Annotated in this window: 18 protein-coding genes; 12 read left to right on the top strand and 6 right to left on the bottom strand. The window is 56.5% G+C overall.

The features are described from left to right. Positions 1–10 precede the first annotated feature (10 nt). Positions 11–628, top strand: a complete 618-nt coding sequence (locus tag IEW73_RS07595; RefSeq protein WP_241012560.1) for a YqgE/AlgH family protein — start codon at positions 11–13, stop codon at positions 626–628. Positions 629–763: 135 nt separating this feature from the next. Here IEW73_RS07595 and lat read toward each other — a convergent pair whose 3' ends face one another. From lat to IEW73_RS07580, 3 genes are all read right to left on the bottom strand, one after another. Beyond that, complete coding sequence (gene lat, locus IEW73_RS07590; protein WP_188672306.1) at positions 764–2,083, bottom strand: L-lysine 6-transaminase; 1,320 nt, start codon at positions 2,081–2,083, stop codon at positions 764–766. Positions 2,084–2,230: 147 nt separating this feature from the next. Continuing rightward, a complete protein-coding gene (locus IEW73_RS07585; RefSeq protein WP_188672303.1) occupies positions 2,231–3,217 on the bottom strand; it encodes a bile acid:sodium symporter family protein in 987 nt (328 codons plus the stop codon). A 234-nt stretch (positions 3,218–3,451) separates the two neighbouring features. Beyond that, positions 3,452–3,868: an SdpI family protein gene (locus IEW73_RS07580; RefSeq protein ID WP_188672299.1), complete on the bottom strand. Its 417-nt coding sequence runs from the start codon at positions 3,866–3,868 to the stop codon at positions 3,452–3,454. Positions 3,869–4,000: 132 nt separating this feature from the next. On the opposite strand from IEW73_RS07580, the gene leuS reads away from it, so the two are divergent. After that, positions 4,001–6,877 carry a leucine--tRNA ligase gene (gene leuS / locus IEW73_RS07575; protein WP_372433622.1) on the top strand — a complete coding sequence of 959 codons (2,877 nt, stop codon included), beginning with the start codon at positions 4,001–4,003 and terminating at the stop codon, positions 6,875–6,877. Positions 6,878–6,959: 82 nt separating this feature from the next. Next, on the top strand, positions 6,960–7,427 hold the full coding sequence (locus tag IEW73_RS07570) for a hypothetical protein (RefSeq protein ID WP_188672296.1): 468 nt from the start codon (positions 6,960–6,962) through the stop codon (positions 7,425–7,427). A gap of 28 nt (positions 7,428–7,455) precedes the next feature. Here the strand turns inward: IEW73_RS07570 and IEW73_RS07565 are convergent, their stop codons facing one another. Further along, positions 7,456–8,130 (bottom strand): SDR family oxidoreductase, encoded by a 675-nt coding sequence (locus tag IEW73_RS07565; protein WP_188672293.1) that lies wholly within the window; start codon positions 8,128–8,130, stop codon positions 7,456–7,458. A 113-nt stretch (positions 8,131–8,243) separates the two neighbouring features. On the opposite strand from IEW73_RS07565, the gene IEW73_RS07560 reads away from it, so the two are divergent. Genes IEW73_RS07560 through IEW73_RS07545 form a run of 4 tightly spaced genes read left to right on the top strand, consistent with a single transcriptional unit; the run spans position 8,244 to position 12,162 of the window. After that, entirely contained in the window at positions 8,244–9,476 is a 1,233-nt protein-coding gene (locus IEW73_RS07560) for a DUF418 domain-containing protein (RefSeq protein ID WP_188672289.1), read from the top strand. A gap of 57 nt (positions 9,477–9,533) precedes the next feature. Then, the gene (locus IEW73_RS07555; protein ID WP_188672286.1) at positions 9,534–10,304 is read left to right on the top strand and encodes a nitrilase-related carbon-nitrogen hydrolase; all 771 of its coding nucleotides are present in this window, start codon (positions 9,534–9,536) and stop codon (positions 10,302–10,304) included. 8 nt (positions 10,305–10,312) lie between these two features. Then, positions 10,313–11,953 carry a flavin monoamine oxidase family protein gene (locus tag IEW73_RS07550; protein WP_188673128.1) on the top strand — a complete coding sequence of 547 codons (1,641 nt, stop codon included), beginning with the start codon at positions 10,313–10,315 and terminating at the stop codon, positions 11,951–11,953. A gap of 59 nt (positions 11,954–12,012) precedes the next feature. Beyond that, the gene (locus IEW73_RS07545; RefSeq protein WP_188672283.1) at positions 12,013–12,162 is read left to right on the top strand and encodes a hypothetical protein; all 150 of its coding nucleotides are present in this window, start codon (positions 12,013–12,015) and stop codon (positions 12,160–12,162) included. Positions 12,163–12,401: 239 nt separating this feature from the next. Here the strand turns inward: IEW73_RS07545 and IEW73_RS07540 are convergent, their stop codons facing one another. Further along, complete coding sequence (locus tag IEW73_RS07540) at positions 12,402–12,776, bottom strand: hypothetical protein (protein WP_188672280.1); 375 nt, start codon at positions 12,774–12,776, stop codon at positions 12,402–12,404. 16 nt (positions 12,777–12,792) lie between these two features. Between IEW73_RS07540 and IEW73_RS07535 the strand changes: the two genes are divergently transcribed. Genes IEW73_RS07535 through IEW73_RS07515 form a run of 5 tightly spaced genes read left to right on the top strand, consistent with a single transcriptional unit; the run spans position 12,793 to position 17,057 of the window. Beyond that, a complete protein-coding gene (locus IEW73_RS07535) occupies positions 12,793–14,055 on the top strand; it encodes an ABC transporter substrate-binding protein (protein ID WP_188672277.1) in 1,263 nt (420 codons plus the stop codon). A gap of 33 nt (positions 14,056–14,088) precedes the next feature. Then, positions 14,089–15,123, top strand: a complete 1,035-nt coding sequence (locus IEW73_RS07530; protein WP_372433623.1) for a carbohydrate ABC transporter permease — start codon at positions 14,089–14,091, stop codon at positions 15,121–15,123. A 2-nt stretch (positions 15,124–15,125) separates the two neighbouring features. Further along, the gene (locus IEW73_RS07525; protein WP_188672274.1) at positions 15,126–16,028 is read left to right on the top strand and encodes a carbohydrate ABC transporter permease; all 903 of its coding nucleotides are present in this window, start codon (positions 15,126–15,128) and stop codon (positions 16,026–16,028) included. Continuing rightward, positions 16,028–16,264: a hypothetical protein gene (locus IEW73_RS07520; protein WP_188672270.1), complete on the top strand. Its 237-nt coding sequence runs from the start codon at positions 16,028–16,030 to the stop codon at positions 16,262–16,264. The genes IEW73_RS07525 and IEW73_RS07520 overlap by 1 nt, the downstream gene beginning before the upstream one ends. A 7-nt stretch (positions 16,265–16,271) precedes the next feature. Next, positions 16,272–17,057: an alpha/beta fold hydrolase gene (locus IEW73_RS07515; protein ID WP_188672267.1), complete on the top strand. Its 786-nt coding sequence runs from the start codon at positions 16,272–16,274 to the stop codon at positions 17,055–17,057. Between the two features lie 11 nt (positions 17,058–17,068). Here the strand turns inward: IEW73_RS07515 and IEW73_RS07510 are convergent, their stop codons facing one another. After that, positions 17,069–17,842 carry an LLM class F420-dependent oxidoreductase gene (locus IEW73_RS07510; RefSeq protein WP_188672264.1) on the bottom strand — a complete coding sequence of 258 codons (774 nt, stop codon included), beginning with the start codon at positions 17,840–17,842 and terminating at the stop codon, positions 17,069–17,071. Positions 17,843–18,000 lie beyond the last annotated feature (158 nt).

Below are 18,000 nucleotides of genomic sequence, written 5' to 3'. Positions count from 1 at the left end.
CACCGGTGCCATGATAGAGAGCGTGGCGACCTGGGATGAATCTGAGGACCAACGAGCACGATTCCAACGTACTGTGCGCCCGGGATCCTTGCTGTTGGCATCCACCAACCTGCTCGAACCGACTTTTCGTCGCACAGTGATCTACGTGGTGGAGCACAATGACTCAGGAAGTCTCGGCGTAGTCCTTAATTGTCCTAGCGAAACTGCGGTACACAATGTTCTTCCTCTGTGGGCACCCCTAACTGCACAACCTCATGTCTTGTATATAGGCGGTCCTGTGAATCGTGAGGCGGCTCTGTGCCTTGGTACGGTCCGGCCCGGATTCAGCGCTGACGGCGTTAAAGGCCTACGTCAAGTGGAGGGGCGAACGGTCATGATCGACCTCGACGCCGACGCGGAGTTTCTCGCTCCCCTACTGCAGGGTGTTCGGATCTTTGTGGGTTACGCGGGTTGGTCGGCTAGCCAATTGGATGCCGAAATAGCGCGGGGTGACTGGATGGTGTTCCCTAGCCTGACCGCGGACGTGCTCGCACATGCCCGAATAGATTTGTGGGCAAGGATTCTGCGGCGGCAGGAAGGTAAACTTTCCATGCTCGCCACGCACCCCATTGAGCTTGAGCGAAATTAGGTTTGACAGGCGTAAAAGGTAGTGATCCCGGCTGATCATGAATGCGCGACTAACTTGTAAATGCGCGTTGTAATCAGGGTGCTCGACCGGTGCCCGGGAGGATGTCCGAACTCGCGACCGGTCATGTCACCTGTGTTATATGGGGTCGCTGCTGAGTACAGCGTCTAGTGCATCCACTGCGGCATTCAGTTCATCCTCGGTGACTGTGAGCGTCGGACGAAACCTGAGGGAGCGTTCGCCGCACCCGAGAATGAGGACATGGTGGTCGGACTTCATCTTCTGGATGACGGTGTCACGGACCTCCCTGGTCGGCAGAGTCACCGCACACATGAGGCCTCGCCCTCGCGGATCACTCACTACACGATGCTTGTTTGCGAGGCGTTGAAGTAGCTGCAGCAAATGGTGGCCTTTTTCTCGGGCAGCGTCAATCAATCCGTCGCGATGGATCACCTCAAGTATCTTCCGTGCCCGAACCATGTCGGCGAGATTCCCACCGAATGTGGAGTTAATGCGAGAACTCACCCGAAAGACGTTGTCCTCTACTTCATCGACTCTCCTCCCCGCCATGATTCCGCAGATGTGTGTTTTCTTGCCGAAGACCACTACGTCAGGGGCGATACCGAGTTGTTCGTACGCCCAACGGGTGCCAGTGAAACCACATCCCGTTTGAACTTCATCGACGACGAAAAGCGCATTGTTCTCACGACACAGTTCCTGCATTGCTTGGAGGAACTGACTACTGAGATGGTGATCGCCCCCCTCCCCCTGTATTGGTTCAGCGATGAAGCAAGCGATGTCGTTCGGGCGCTCAAGAAAGGCTGACCGGGCTTGTTTCAACGAGAGTTTTTCCAGTTCAGGCATGTTGCGGGCATGCCCGCTGCGGTCAGTGCCCGGGTAGGGTGCCCGGATGCGTGGCCAGTTAAATTGCGGAAACCGCGCTGTCTTGATGGGCTCGGTGTTTGTCAGAGACAGTGTGTAACCGCTGCGGCCGTGGAAGGCGTCGGTGAGATGGAGGACTCGACCACCGAGTGCAGGCGAGATTCCAAGAGATTCGTTGTGGCGACTCTTCCAGTCAAAAGCCACCTTGAGCGCGTTCTCAACAGCGTTAGCTCCCCCATCGATGAAGAACAGGTGCGGAAGCTCAGGGTCTCCGAGTATGCGCCGGAATGTTGCAACAAACTCAGCAAACGGCATGGAGTACATATCTGAGTTGGATGGTTTGTTTATTGCGGCTTCAAGGAGTTCGGCGCGAAAACTGACGTCGTCAACGAGGGCTGGATGGTTCATTCCTAGTGCAGACGATGCGAAGAAGCTAAACATGTCGAGATAGGCGGACTGATCGCGGGCATCGACGATCCAGGATCCGTGCGACCGCACGAGATCTAGAACGATGTCGAATCCGTCAGCAAGTATGGATTGACTCAGAATATTGTGAACCTGATTCGGTGCCACCATCTCCCCATGCTAGACGCGCCTTGACGAATATCCCCAGGAATCGTAACGGGCATGCTCGTGAACATCGTCGTCTGACAGGTGTCCGCTGTCATGCCCGGGCACTGCGATTGAGCAATCGGTTACCTGACCGAGTTAGATAATGCCAGTTCATTGGGTTTTACCGCCTGTATCGCGAGCATGACCTATGCGCGCGGCAAGTATTGCGCACACGACGAGTTGGATCTGATGGAAGATCATGATCGGTAGAACGATCATGCCCACGGATGCGCCGCTGAAGAGCACGGTCGCCATCGGAAGTCCGCTGGCAAGTGACTTCTTCGAACCGCAGAAGACGATCACGATCCTGTCGTCCACGGAGAAGTTCAATAGTCGTCCCACGAGAGCGGTGACGATGAGCACTACTGCGAGAAGCACACTGCTAATAAATATGAGTGATATGACCTCTTGGGGGCCCACAATCTCCCAGATCCCCTCGCGCATCGACTCGCTGAAAGCCGCATAGACCACGAGTACGATCGACGCTCGATCAACAAATCGCGTGCCCTGGGCATGCTCACTCAAGAACACGATCAGCCATTGACGGGCTATTTGTCCTGCAATGAAGGGTAGAAGAATCTGCAGGACAATGTTCAGAATCGCCGACGGATCTACTTGAGCATGCCCGGTCGTGTTCATGAGCATGATCACGAGCAGGGGAGTTAGGAATACACCGATCAGGTTGGAGGCCGAGGCGCTGACAATGGCTCCTGCTACGTTTCCTCGCGCTATTGAGGTGAAAGCAATGGACGACTGGACGGTCGAGGGTAGGAGGCACAGAAAGAGTAGGCCAATATACAGTTCATGTCCGAGCACGCGATCGGGCAGTAGTCCGAGCATGACCCCGAGCACTGGGAAGAGGATAAATGTTGCGCTGAGCACTACCAAGTGGAGGCGCCAATGGGCGAGCCCCTTGATGGCCTGAGAAGGTGCGATCCGTGTGCCGTAGAGGAAGAAGAGAAGCGCAATGCCAATCCTGGTTGCCCATGTGATGGCTGTTTCTCCTACGCCCGTGGCCGGGAACACGCTAGCCACGAGGACGGCGCCAAAGATGGCGAGGATAAATCCGTCGATTCCGTACCGTGAAAGCCTCTGCACCTGAGTAATAGTATGTGTCAGATCGATTGGGGGACAGTCATTTACCTGTGTTCCCGCCAACACCTCAATGTGTCACGTGACGAAAGTTCCTGGAAAGGGTCCCAGTGCAGGTGGGCTAGGCATGGGACACCCGCCCGGCATGTTCGCGATCAGGCCTTTGAACAGGGCGGATGCGGAATAGCGCTAGCGGAGCATCTCAGCGGACATGTCCACGGACACCCTATGTGTGTGAAACTACTGGCCCTCGGGCGCACATGCCTCAGCAATAGAGCAACCACTGCACGTGCTGCACGGACCGGCGGCTTCAGCAGGTGACGCTTCGGCTGCACGAATCCCAAGAGATGCACCAAAACCGGCAAAGAACACCGCTGCAATCAATGACACGACGGCCGGGATTAGCGCAAACCAACCGTTGACAGCAAGAGCAGCTACGCCTCCAAGCGCCAGGATCGCACCGGCTGCAGTCGTCGTCGGGCCAGCTACTCGATTAGCTACACGGAACGCTTCATCGTCACGCAGGGTCTCAGGGGACCGGACCCCAAAGAAGCGATTCCGGCGGAGTTTGCCTGTTAGGCCAGCGATTCCGGCGAACAAGAACACTGTGGCAAACAAGAATAGGATTATGGCAATGGCGAGCACACTCACTAGCATACGTTCGTACGGTGCCTCGTCGTAATTTGGATGACTAAACGACTAGTCTTATATCGGCGTTTCACTTTGCAATGCCACCGCCCTTGTCGAGGGTAGTTCCATACGTCTTCGAGCAGTAGGTAGATACCCACAGTGACTGATTCGAGCAGCCCCGCCCGTGACGCAATGCCCGCGCACCGCTATAACTCTGATGTAGCTGGTGAGATAGAACGACGCTGGCAAGGGGAGTGGGACCAGCGTGGAACATTCCATGCACCTAACCCGACTGGGCCACTCGCAGGCGATGTTCCTGACGACAAGCTTTTTGTCCTCGACATGTTTCCATACCCCTCCGGGGCAGGGTTACACGTAGGACATCCCCTGGGCTTTATCGCGACCGATGTGTACGCGAGGTTCCACCGCATGCAAGGGCACAATGTTCTCCACACTATGGGCTTCGATAGCTTCGGTCTGCCGGCCGAACAATATGCTGTGCAAACGGGCACCCACCCGAGAACCACGACTGAAGCGAACATTGAACGCTATCTCGCGCAGATCCGCCGCCTCGGTTTAGGACACGATGAGAGGCGTCGCGTAGCTACCACGGATACCGATTTCTACCACTGGACCCAGTGGATCTTCCTGCAGATTTACAACGCCTGGTACGACGAGTCGCAAGGCAGGGCACGTCACATCGATGAACTCATCAGTGAATTTGAGTCAGGTGACCGGCAGGTGTCCGGAGGAAAGTCCTGGTCAAGCATGACCGAGGTCGAGCGGCAGAGCATGCTCGAGGATTACCGCTTGGTCTACCATTCCGCAGCGATGGTCAACTGGTGCCCGGGACTCGGAACAGTTCTAGCCAACGAAGAAGTCACCGCCGACGGCAAGAGCGAGCGGGGCAACTACCCCGTGTTCCGCAAGAACCTCAAGCAGTGGATGATGCGGATCACGACCTACGCCGATCGCCTGCTCGATGATCTCGACGGCCTCGATTGGCCCGACAAGGTCAAAACAATGCAACGCAACTGGATCGGACGTTCACGCGGCGCAAACGTCCTTTTCGGTACTGATGTCGGAACTCCGATTGAGGTCTTCACGACCCGACCCGACACCCTTTTCGGTGCGACCTACATGGTTCTTGCGCCAGAACATTCACTGGTGGACAGTCTGATTGCTGAAGCCTGGCCCGAAGGCGTTGATGCCCGGTGGACTGGCGGCCATTCCAACCCGGCAGCCGCGGTTGCGTCCTATCGGGCAGCCGTCGCCTCAAAATCGGACCTCGAGCGCCAAGAGAGCAAGGAAAAGACTGGCGTCTTCCTCGGTTCGTACGCCGTGAACCCGGTTAACGGACACGCGATCCCAGTCTTCATCGCAGACTATGTATTAACGGGGTACGGCACCGGTGCGATTATGTCGGTGCCTGCTCACGACGAGCGTGACTTCGAGTTTGCAACAACTTTCGGTCTCGACATCGTCCCAGTCGTTGCGCCGCGGGGGAGTGAAGCACCTCCGGAAGGCGAGGCTTACGTTGGCGACGGGCTGGCAATTAACTCGTCCAACGAGTCCGGTCTCGACATCAATGGTTTATCAGTGGCCGATGCGAAATCCACAACCATCGAATGGCTCGAGCGTAATGAACTTGGTCGTGGGACAGTCCAGTACAAACTCCGCGATTGGCTTTTTGCTCGGCAACGCTACTGGGGCGAACCATTCCCTATCGTCTACGACGAAAACGGGGTTGCACATGCGCTCCCAGAATCGATGTTGCCAGTCGAACTGCCAGACCTAACGGACTACGCTCCGGTCACATTTGACCCAGATGATGCGTCAAGCGAACCTTCACCACCGCTCGCCAAAGCAACTGACTGGGTCACAGTCGAGCTTGATCTCGGAGACGGCGTAAAAACATATCGACGTGACACAAATGTCATGCCTCAATGGGCTGGATCATCGTGGTACCAACTTCGATACGTCGATCCGACCAACAAGGATGAGTTCTGTGCACGAGAGAACGAAAAATACTGGGTCGGACCACAGCCTCAAGTCCATGGTCCAAACGACCCAGGTGGCGTCGACCTCTACGTTGGCGGTGTCGAACACGCTGTCTTGCACCTTCTGTATGCCCGGTTCTGGCACAAGGTTCTCCACGACCTCGGCCATGTGAGTTCAAGTGAGCCTTACAGGCGGTTGTTCAACCAGGGATACATCCAAGCGTTCGCTTACACCGATGAGCGTGGCGCCTATGTTCCCGCCGACGAAGTGGAAGAAAAAGATGGGGCATTTAGCTGGACGAACCCCGAAGGCCACACGGTTGAGGTTCATCAGGAATACGGAAAAATGGGTAAGAGCCTGAAGAACTCCGTAACTCCTGATGAGATTGCAGAGAACTTTGGGGCAGACACCCTCCGTGTGTATGAAATGTCAATGGGTCCACTGGATGCTTCTCGCCCGTGGGCAACAAAGGACGTGATCGGTGCTCACCGCTTCCTTCAACGTGTATGGCGACTGGTTATCGACGAAAATTCTGGAGCGGTGAAGGTTTCTGACGCTGAACCGGATGAGGACACTCTGCGTGCGCTGAACAAGGCAATCGCGGGAGTGTCAGATGACTACGCCGGGCTGCGCATGAACACCGCTGGGGCAAAGCTCATCGAGTTTACTAATTTCCTCACAAAGAACTTCCCCGACAGCCCGCCGCGAGCAGCAGTGGAGCCACTGGTACTGATGCTTGCGCCGTTGGCACCGCACGTTGCCGAAGAGTTGTGGGCACGTATTGGTCACAACGAATCCTTGGCGCATGGTCCGTTCCCAGTAACCGACGAACGGTGGCTTGTGGATGACACGGTGGAATATCCCATTCAGGTCAACGGGAAAGTCCGTGATCGTGTGACCGTTGCGGCCGATGCGACCCGGGAGCAAGTTCAAGACGCCGCACTCAAGGCCACAAAGATTGCTGCGGCCCTCGATGGTAAGGCGCCGCGAAAGGTAATTGTGATCCCAGGGAAGATGGTGAATATCGTCATCTGAGTCGAACAAACCGGTCGACTACAGGTTTTTGAATTCCATTCTGCGGGTGCTTTCTTCGTGCCAAGATGAGGAAGATCACACAGTGTTCGATTTTCTCATCCACGAACTGGAGAATCCCGTGAAGAAGAATGTAATTCGAGGCGCAATTGCATCGGCTGCAGTCGCCCCACTAATGCTCGCTGGAGCAGGTGTAGCTGCTGCAGCACCGAGCGGAAACGCATTTGTGGTGCCTTTTGTCGGAATTACTGTCGTGAGTGTCTCCGGTTCGGATGCGCAATTGTGCGGCGCCGCCAATGATCCGTTGGCCATTGACCTTGCCGCCATCTTGGCGGCGGGAGTAACGGGGCTGGCTGGCCTTTTGCCTGGGACACCCGGCACCGTCGAGGACGGTAGAACAACCATTATTATTCCGACACCAGCGACGTCGGAGCCATTCGATATCTACGTGGCATGCATTGGTATATCAGGCATCCTGCCTGTGCTGGAACTGTTCACGATTGACGATGTGAACCCTGATCCATTTGCTGCGTTGAGCTCAGAACTCAGCTAGCCTCGGGTCCCAATGAAGCGAGTGCCTTTCACTTGTTGAATGGCCGCAAAATCACGTCTGTGGGGTGCGCATCTTCCGGTGTTCGGATGGCGTGCCCCACTGCTCGTGCCACGGTGGCGGGCTTGAGGAAGCGGTCGGGGTCGTACTCCTGCCCCTCACAGGCCACGATGCTTCTTTGCATATCAGTGTCGATTCTGCCAGGAAATATGGATGTGACACGTAATCCTGGTTCTTCGACGCGAAGTCCGTCGGCAAACGCCTTCAGGGCGAACTTGCTTGCGGCGTACGCGCTCCACTGTTCATTGACTCGCAAGCCGGCACCAGAATTAATAAAGACGACGTGACCACCAGCTTTGCGGAGCGCAGGGAGCAGTTGCTGTGTGAGGTGCACAGCAGCGAAAAGGTTGAGGTCAAACATTGTTTTCCACTCGGATAGGGGAGTGCTGTCAACTCGCCCTATAGTCGCGCGGCCAGCATTGTGAACAAGTACAGATAGTTCGTCAATGCTCTCCGCAGCGGCTGTGACTGCATCAAAATCAGTGAGGTCAGCTACCCACGGTTCAGCATCTGGAAGGTGATCGACGAGAGGGTGCAGTGCCGCCGCGTCGCGACCGCCAAGCAAGATGTGGTGTGTTGATTCGATCTCTTGCGCAATCGCTGCACCGAGTCCTCGGCTAGCTCCCGTGATTAATGCTGAAGGCATGCCTACACCCTAGTTGCCGATGGTAGTTACGGTGAACGGTCCCCCTACGGGATGACAGAAGATCACCCTTTGGCCCGACGTATCACCACTGCTTTCGCCCTAGCGTAAGAGCTATGAGTTCTGGTCTAAAGAGAATCAATACAGGCGAGGCCGTGGATGGTGACGAGTCTCTAGTCGCTGGAGCCGCGAGCCGTCGGTTAATGGGCGTCGACGTTGCTCGTGCGGTTGCAGTGCTGGGAATGATCGTTGTTCATACCGGTGCTTTGGTGGTGAATCCCACTGTGACGTGGGCGTTTAGCGGGCGTTCAGCAATTCTGTTCGCCGTGCTTGCGGGTTTGTCGCTTGGGTTGCTGTCAGGCGGATCGCGAGTGCACACCGGGGTTCGACTGCGAATGGATCGGCGCAACATTGCGATGCGTGGTTGCCTACTTCTAATTCTGGGGTTGTTGCTGGCGGTGGTGCCGAGTTCAGTGATGGTCATCCTCGTCACCTATGCCGTGCTTTTCTGGATCGCCCTGCCAGCGCTTTCGTGGACGTGGCGGAGGCTTGCAACAGTTGCTGCGGTCTGGGCAGTCGCTGCTCCTGTGGTGTCGTTTGTAGTTCGAGCTTCCGTGCTACCGGAAACAAACACAATCGGTGGAGTTGCTTCACCTTTCGACCTTTTTAGTGTGGACGGTTGGGTTGCAGCGGTACGAATGACATTTATCGATGGGACGTACCCGGTTCTTTCGTGGGTTCCATTCGTGCTGATGGGTTTGGCAATCGCCCGGTGGGGGGTTGGTCGTAGGACTGCGGGGTGGACGATGAGCGCCGTTGGAATTGTTCTTGCAATGGTTGGATATGGAGCTTCGTGGATTGCAATGAACATCTTCGGGTTGCGACGTGTGCTTATTGCGGAGTTCGATGCGATTCCGGATCTGTCGGGGTCTGAGATGTATGAGTTCTTCACTCAGAACGGGTTCTTCGGTACGGTCCCAACTTCACACTGGGCGTGGTTGTTCACAGCCGCCCCGCATTCCGGAACTCCCTTCGAAATCATTGGTAGTGGAGGAGTCGCACTGGTTGTGGTCGGTCTTGCGCTACTTTTGGCGCGCTCGATACCGGTGTTGTTGATTCCGTTGGCATCTCTCGGGCGTATGCCGTTGACGGTGTATGCCGGTCACATCGTGGTGCTAGGTGTGCTCTACCTGACGGACCTACTGACGTTGAGTACGTGGCAGTTCACGCTGTTCTTGGTGGTACCTGTAGTCGCAGCCACGCTGTGGTTCCGGTTCTTTGACCAGGGGCCGCTGGAAAAGCTACTGAGTTTCACCACGAACAAGTTTGCACAACGACTTGTGACGTAGTGGATCGAGGCGGAACCACGCGGGCCGGAGCCGCTTACGATGGTGTGAGGAGGAACGATGCGTGTCGGTATTGCGCAAATTGACGCGGACTCGCTCTGCGATGACCTCGACGCGAATCTTGAAGTGTTGTCGTCCATCACTGCAGAGGCTGCGGAGAGACGCATTGATTTGCTGGTCACACCAGAACTGATGCTCACGCAGTATGAGCCCAGGTTGGCCGCCCGTCAGGCGTGGCGGGGTAGCGAGCTCCGAAGCAAGGCCGCGAATATAGCTGCTGCACATCAGGTTGGACTCGTCTTCTCCACTCCGGAGTTGGATAGTCAGGCGGTGAAGCCTTTTATCACTGTGACGTTATGTGATCGGCGGGGAGTTCGGCTGCTTCATCACCGCAAGCGTGTGCTCTTTGGTGATGCCGAACGGTTGAGGTTTGGCGCCGGCGGCGAGGAGTCTGGGTTGGCGAATTTCGACGGCTTCATGGTCGGGCTGGCGTTGTGTTACGAAGTGGAGTTCCCTGAGGTTATTCGCTCGTTGGCGATGCGGGGCGCTGACTTGGTGTGCATTCCGACTGCCCTGACCGCTAGCATGCCCGGGCAGGTGTCCGAACAGGTGACCGAGGTGCTCGTTCCCGCGCGGTCAGTAGAGAATCAGCTGTTCATTGCCTATTCTAACTATGCCCGTCCCAAGTTCTCCGGTCATAGCATGGTCAGCGGCCCACTTGGTGTCCGGACAGGCGCAGGGCATCACGCCGAGATCTTCTACGACGACGTCACACTCGCAGAACTCAAGAGCAGCCGGGCGCTCAACACATACCTCGAGGACATTCCGTGACCTCAAACATGCTCATACCGGACTTTCCGTTCTCCTACGACAAGTACATCCGGCACCCTGCTGGACTCGGACACATTCCAGCTAATTCCCATGGCCGCAAAGTAGCCATCATTGGCGCAGGAATGGCCGGACTGGTGGCAGGGCACGAACTTATGAAGCTGGGCGCGCACCCCGTCGTGTACGAGTCATCGCAACTAGGTGGCCGGATGCGCAGTGCCACATTCGACGGCGTTGACACGCCCGTCGCCGACCTCGGCGCAATGCGGTTTCCACAGTCGGGCCGCACGTTCTTTCACTACGCGAACGCTGCCGGTGTTCAAACCGAACCGTTTCCGAATCCGCTAACCAGTGCCACACCAAGCACAGTCATTGAACTTGCGGGGGAGAAGTTCTACGCAAAAACGATGGATGACCTGCCCGCGGTGTTTCACGAGGTGTCAAATGCGTGGCGAACCAGCATGGATAGCGTTCAGATTGGCGAAATGCGTCGCGCAATCAAACACCGCGACACCGCAACCATCAAGGCCTTGTGGGACCCCCTAGTTGCCTCGCTTGACGACGAGTCGTTTTATGGCTTCCTTGCTCGGTCTCCAGGTTTTCGGGATCTCCCGTTTCACCACCGCGAGATTTTCGGCCAAGTTGGTTTCGGTACGGGCGGATGGGATACCGACTTCCCCAATTCGATTCTCGAAGTTCTCCGTGTCGTTTTCACCGATGCAGACAGCGAACACCACCGAATCGTCGGTGGCGCCGTACAGCTACCTAAGAAGCTCTGGACGTTGGAGCCGCCGCACGTCGCGCACTGGCCTCGCGGGACGTCGTTGGCAAGCTTGCATCGAGGTGGGCCACGTTTAGGTGTAGCGAGGATCCACAGGAACCCGCAAGGTTCCATCACTGTGACGGACCGCTTGGGCAATGAGGACAACTACGACGCCGTGGTGGTGACATGTCAAACATGGCTGTTGTCAGCTCGAATCGACTGCGACGAAGCACTGTTCAGCCACAAGATGTGGGCGGCCATGGAACGAAGCCACTACATGCAATCATCAAAAACTTTTGTCATGGTCGACCGGCCCTTTTGGAGGGACGCCGATCCAGACACCGGCCGCGACGCCATGAGCATGACACTCACCGACCGATTAACCCGCGCAACGTATCTGCTCGATGATGGTCCCGGGCGCCCAGCATCACTGTGCTTGAGCTACACCTGGAATGACGATGCTATGAAATGGCTCGCACTCGATCCACATGAGCGAGTCCGACTCATGCTCCACTCGCTGCAGAAGATATACCCCGACGTAGATATCGCATCGCACATCCGTGGGGAACCCATCACGGTTTCCTGGGAAAGTGATCCCAACTTCATGGGGGCATTTGGGAACAATTTACCCGGCCACTATCGGTATCAACGGCGGTTGTTCAACCATTTCGTGCAACAAGAACTACCCGCTGTGGAGCAGGGGATTTTCCTCGCCGGAGATGACATCTCCTTCACTGCTGGGTGGGCAGAAGGCGCTGTAACGACTGCTCTCAATGCAGTGTGGGGCGTCCAACGCCTGTTTGGCGGACGCAGCCACGGCGACAATCTCGGACCCGGTGACGTCTTCGACGCGCTCGCCCCGGTAGACCTCGATGGCAACAGCGTTTGAATAGGGCCTGTCGTTCAAGGACGATAGGTGAGACTGAAAAAAATCGAGAGGACTTGCGAGTGAACGAGCACGAAAATCAATGGAACAACGAATCTGACGAGGCGTACTACCAGCGCAAAGCGGCCCGCCGCGGGATGGTTGTTTTCATTATGATTCTCGCACTAGTCCTGCCCGTCGTTGTCAGTACCTATTTTGCGCTCATGTACTAGAACTCCAGGATCACAGAACGGCCAAGAAACACTTCCGAATTCCTCGTCTATGCCACGATCAGACTGTTGTTGACACGTCGTGCAAGGAGTGGGTGTTTTCCGTGAACAAAATTGGGCGATTGATCGCGACTGGGGTTTGTGCGGCGGCGATGGCTGTAGGCGGAGTGGTCGCCTCGTCAGGAACAGCTGTAGCGCAACCGATTAACTGTCAGCAATTGCCCATGGGAGTTATGGGACTTTCATTGTGTTTCGAGGGTGTCGGCGAGCACCGCCTCGTAATGGATTGCGTCCGCGAAGTCTTCCCCCAGATCGGTGGAAGCATGCACGGCTTCACCACGGTCCGGGTAGAAGGTCCTTGGGTTCCAGTGGGAACACCATCGTTCGCAACGTGTTTCGGCCACAGCGGTTGGCTGCCAGTGCACCAGCAGCTCCAAACAGAGGTCCGTCGGTAACCCCGGATGTAGCGGCATCGATGCAGTTTCGAGATCGAAATGCCGGGTTTGCCGACCAGTACAGGGCAGACTGTCTGCAATGGTGCCGCCATTGTTTTTCGCGACCCACACGGCACCTGCTGTATTGGAGTGAAGTCGTGGACCGGATTGCCGGTACCTCATAGAACTGGAGTGCTACATGTCTTTCATCCCGCGCGCGTTACTCGCCGCGACCGCAGCTGGTGCGCTGTTGCTCACCGGATGTTCCAACCCGCTTAGTGCTGATCAAGCGGCAGAACAGAACCTCGACGGACGTGGCCCGATCACGTTCGCAATGGGCAAGAACGATGCCGATGTTCTGATCGCCGCCATCGAGCGCTGGAACGACGCCAACCCGGACGAGCAGGTGTCGTTTGCAGAACTTCCAGGTGAAGCGGACGAACAGCGGAACGCTCTGGTCCAGAGCTTGCAAGCGCAGGATGGACAATATGACGTTATGGCGCTCGACGTCGTATGGACCGCCGAGTTCGCCGCAAATGGATGGCTGCAGCCGCTAGAGGACGAGCTTGCGCTCGACACCTCAGGTCTACTTGAGGCGACGGTTGACAGCGCCACCTACCGTGGGACCCTCTACGCTGGACCCCAAAACACAAACGGCGCAATGCTGTTCTACCGGACAGATCTGGTTGAAAACGCTCCGACTACCTGGTCCGAACTGATCGAAAGTTGCCCGGCTGCGTTTGACGAAGGCATCAACTGCTACGTCGGACAGTTCAGCAACTATGAGGGCCTGACCGTCAATGTTTCTGAAGCTGTGAATGCATTTGGTGGAGCCATCGTCGGGGAAGACGGGCAGACGCCGACTGTAGACACCCCAGAGGTTCGTGAAGCGCTGCAGACCCTGGTCGACGCATTTGCTGACGGTGTCATCCCAATGGCCGCAACGGGCTTCACCGAAGAAGAAACCAACTTGAGCTTTGTGGGCGGCGAAGCGCTCTACGCTCGCAACTGGCCCTACATGTACAACAACGCCGATGCTGACGACTCCGCTGTGAAGGACAACTTCGGAATCGCTCCACTGCCTGGCAAAGATGCGGTCGGTGCGTCGACACTTGGTGGCTACAACAACGCCATCAGCGTCTTCTCCGAGAACAAGGCCACAGCACGCGAATTCATCGAGTTCATCCAGTCTCCAGAAATCCAGCGTTCCTTCATGGAGATTGCGTCGTTCCCGCCGGTACTCGCGAGCGTCTACGACGATGACACGCTCGAAGCTGAGTTTCCTTACCTTCCAGTGTTGAAGGAAGCTCTCGAGAACGCGCAGCCGCGTCCAGTTACACCGTTCTACGAGGCAATCTCGAAGGCTATCCGGGACAACGCTTATGCTGCGATCCGTGGAGACAAGTCCGTTGACGACGCGATCGCGGACATGCAGGCAGCGATTGACGCAGCGGGGCGCTAGTCTCAGCGTCAGTCGTATGTAAGGAGAGATCGATTGGTTCGACCAACAGGGGCCGGAGGAACAACCTCCGGCCCCGTGTTGCCTGGCGAGAATGAAGCACCCTCGGTGTCGCCACGCGCACAGAAGAAGCGAGACTGGCGCCCGGTCTACTTGGTCGCCCCTTCCATGGTCATACTCGCCGTGGTCATTGCGTACCCCGTTCTGCGAGCGGTCTACCTGTCTTTTCAAAGCGACAGGGGCTTTGACCAAGACACGGGGCGCTTCATCGACGGCGGATTCTACGGTCTTGGCCACTACACGAAGTGGATCTTTCAGCAGACCAGTACGTCGCTGGGGGAGACGATCTCCTGCCCACCCGGAACTTTGTGTTCAAACTTTTGGGAGTCTGTAGGGGTTACCTTCTTTTTCGCCGGTGTGACCGTCTCGATTGAGGTAGTCCTGGGGTTCTTCATGGCGATCATCATGAGTCAGGCATTCGCGGGGCGATCACTACTCCGCGCCAGCGTCCTTATCCCATGGGCAATTCCCACCGCTGTCACTGCAGTTCTGTGGAAGTTCATTTTCGCTGACCAGGGTATCGCCAACAAACTTGTCGGCAGCAGGATCGGCTGGCTCACAGACGAGTGGCCAGCACGTTTCGCAGTCATCATCTCTGATGTTTGGAAGACCACACCGTTTGTGGCATTGCTGATTCTGGCGGGATTACAGATGATCCCCAAAGACGTATACGAAGCAGCAAAGGTTGACGGGGCGACTGCTTGGCAGCGTTTCACTCAAATCACGCTTCCTTTGGTGAAGCCGGCGCTTATGGTGGCGGTGCTGTTCCGCACCCTGGATGTGCTTCGCATGTACGATCTACCAGCAATTTTGCATGGCGCGGGCGGCGCTTCACCGACTACAACAGTGTCAATCTTGGTGGTTGCTGACATTCGGCAAGGAAACTTTAATAGCGCCTCTGCGCTGTCCACCTTGGTGTTTTTGATGATCTTCGGAGTCGCGTTCATCATGGTCAAATGGCTGGGTGCGAGCGCAATCCGCGCTGACGACGCGCACGGGAAGAGGTCGTAGGTATGGGAAGCACGGGTAGCGCGACCCACACTGCCGACAGTCCAGTCAGCGACGCTCGAAGGGTCGCGCGAAAGAAGCAACGTGCCCGCATGGCGCGTACGTACCTCGGCGTGGGGCTCATTCTAATTTGGGGGCTAACACCGTTCTATTGGATGACGGTCACAGCTTTCCGCGACGTGCGCCATACCTTTGACACCACTCCATGGCCTACCCACGTCACCCTCGATAACTTCCGGAACGCATTGTCGACGCGGGCGGGCAACGATTTTCTCGGCGCCATCATTAACAGCCTCATCATCGGCGCGGCGACAACTGCGATCGCGCTTGCCTTAGGCATTTTTGCGGCCTACGCGCTCGCTCGACTCGACTTCCGTGGCAAGTATGTTGTCACCGGAATCATTCTGGGTGCCTCAATGTTCCCAACGGTTGCGCTGGTAACACCGCTTTTCCAGCTGTTTACGGACCTCAACTGGATTGGCACCTATCAGGCTTTGGTGATTCCAAACATTTCATTCGTCCTACCCCTCACGGTGTATATCTTGACGTCGTTTTTTGGCGACTTACCGTGGGAACTTGAAGACGCTGCCCGGGTTGATGGCGCTACGCGGTCGCAAGCTTTTCGGATTGTTATCCTCCCACTTGCCGCACCGGCCCTGTTCACCACCGCGATCCTTGCCTTCATCTTTACGTGGAACGAGTTCTTGCTCGCCAGTTTGCTTTCCACTCGGGCGACTGAGCCTGTCACGGTGGCGATTGCCCGATTCGGCGGGGACAACCCATTCGTTCAGCCGTATGCATCAATCATGGCAGCGGGGACATTGGTGACGATTCCTTTGGTGATCATGGTGCTTGTCTTCCAGCGACGCATCGTGTCGGGCCTCACCTCTGGCGGTGTGAAGAGCTGATGAACCCGATTGGACTGAAGCAACGACTCGAAGTTCTTCTAGGTTTCGTGGGCTTTTTCACCGTTATTGCGTTCGCCAGCGCAGTTGTCAGCATTTTTCAAGGCGTGGTAGCGCTAGGGCCGTCGATCGTATTGCTTGTCTGCGTGACGCTGACCTGGTTGACCTACCGAAAGTGGCGTCGGGTTAGCGACATTATTGCGACCCGGGGCAGCGTCAGCATTCACGAAAGGACATGATGGGGCCATGCAACTTTCCTACCGTGTATTCGGAAGTGGTCCCACCCTCATTCTGATTCACGGGATTGTGCACAATCAGCGTGCATGGGATCCCGTGATTCCGAAGCTGGCTAAGCACCGACGAGTCGTCACGATCGACTTGCCGAGTCATGGAGAATCGCCCCAACTACCCCCTGCAGACAATGTTCTCCAGGCACTAGCTGATGAAGTCGAAGAGTTCCTTCCCTTTATTACACCTGACGGTGAGGATGCTCATGTAGCTGGGAACTCACTCGGGGGATGGCTTGCGCTCGAACTCGCGGCCCGCGGTGCGGTGGCATCCGCTACAGCGCTTTCGCCGGGTGGGTTCTTTATCAATGAACTAGACCAGAAGAGGGCCAACGCGACATTCCTGGGCTTGCGTGCGTTCGCTCGCGCGGCGGGACCCATTGGCGATTTAGCGATGCGCCATCGGATTTCCCGCAGCCTTGCGTTAGCAGTGTTCTTTGCCCGGCCTTGGCGCGTAGACCTTGCTGATGCTGAACGCGATATGGAGTCGTTGACGACTAACACGATGATCGACATCATTACCGACGCGGACTGGACGTTATCGACCCCGGTCGACCCCAGCCTTCCCGTGACGGTGGAATGGGGCGCCGGCGACCTGATTTTGCCCGTCTACCAGGCAACTAAGGTTCGCACCGTGTTCCCCCAGGCGCGGCTCATCGTGTTGCCGTGGGTTGGGCATGTGCCAATGATTGACGACCCCGACGAGATTGCAGCAATACTCATCGAAGGCAGCGCCGGGCCCTAGGCTGCTAGGCCCTAACCGTTAATGCTGTCCCGCCACCGAACTGCCTCAACAACGCGGGAAGTGTCGTAGTCCGGTCCGTTGATGGGCACAGTAAAGAGGGATGCGCCTGCGTTGACGAATTCCTGTGCTTCGTTAAGCGCTGGAAGTTCGATCGACCGTTCGATGTGCGCTGGATTTCGATCTTCGCGAGCGCAATGCTCCGCGAGAACTTGTGACTTATAGACGAATGTGTCGAGGTCGCCGAATGAATGCCAAATGTCGGCATGCCGTGCAACAAGTTTCAATGTCTTCTTGACGCCACCACCGCCGATAAGCACAGGAATCTTTCCAGTGGGCTGAGGGTTCAGCGCAGCCCATCGGCGCTCGATTCGCGGCAAATACTCGGCGAGTAGGTTTAGGCGTGATCCCTTGGTCCCGAAGTCGAATCCGTATTCGTCGTAGTCGCGTTGAAACCAGCCTGATCCAATTCCGAAAATGAGACGACCACCAGAAATGTGGTCAACGGTGCGGGCCATGTCGGCGAGTAAGTCTGGATTGCGGTAGCCATTGCACGTGACGAGTGGGCCAAATTGAATGTTTTCAGTTTGCTCGGCCCATGCGGCAAGCATCGTCCAGCATTCGAAGTGCGGACCGTCCTTCTCACCATAGAGCGGGAAGAAGTGGTCCCAGTTGAACACGACGTCGGCGCCGGAGTCTTCGATTCGCACCACTGCGTCGCGGATCAAGGCGTAGTCGGGGGAGTGCTGAGGTTGAATTTGGACACCAATACGAATAGGTCGCTCCATAACGCCAGTGTGCCAGTACTTACCGTTGGCGTGAAGGCCCTTGTTAGACAAGAAGTCTCCGCGGTGCGTCCTTATGTCCGAATTGTACCGGTGGCAATCTCTGTGAAATGTCGGAAAATTCCGGCGTAGACGGCGCATGATCTGGAGGAGAAGCGTTA

The organism is Hoyosella rhizosphaerae (assembly GCF_014643175.1).
GTDB classification, from domain to species: Bacteria; Actinomycetota; Actinomycetes; order Mycobacteriales; family Mycobacteriaceae; genus Lolliginicoccus; species Lolliginicoccus rhizosphaerae.
The sequence above is the reverse complement of the archived record's forward strand: the minus strand, read 5'-3'. Positions and strand labels throughout refer to the sequence as shown.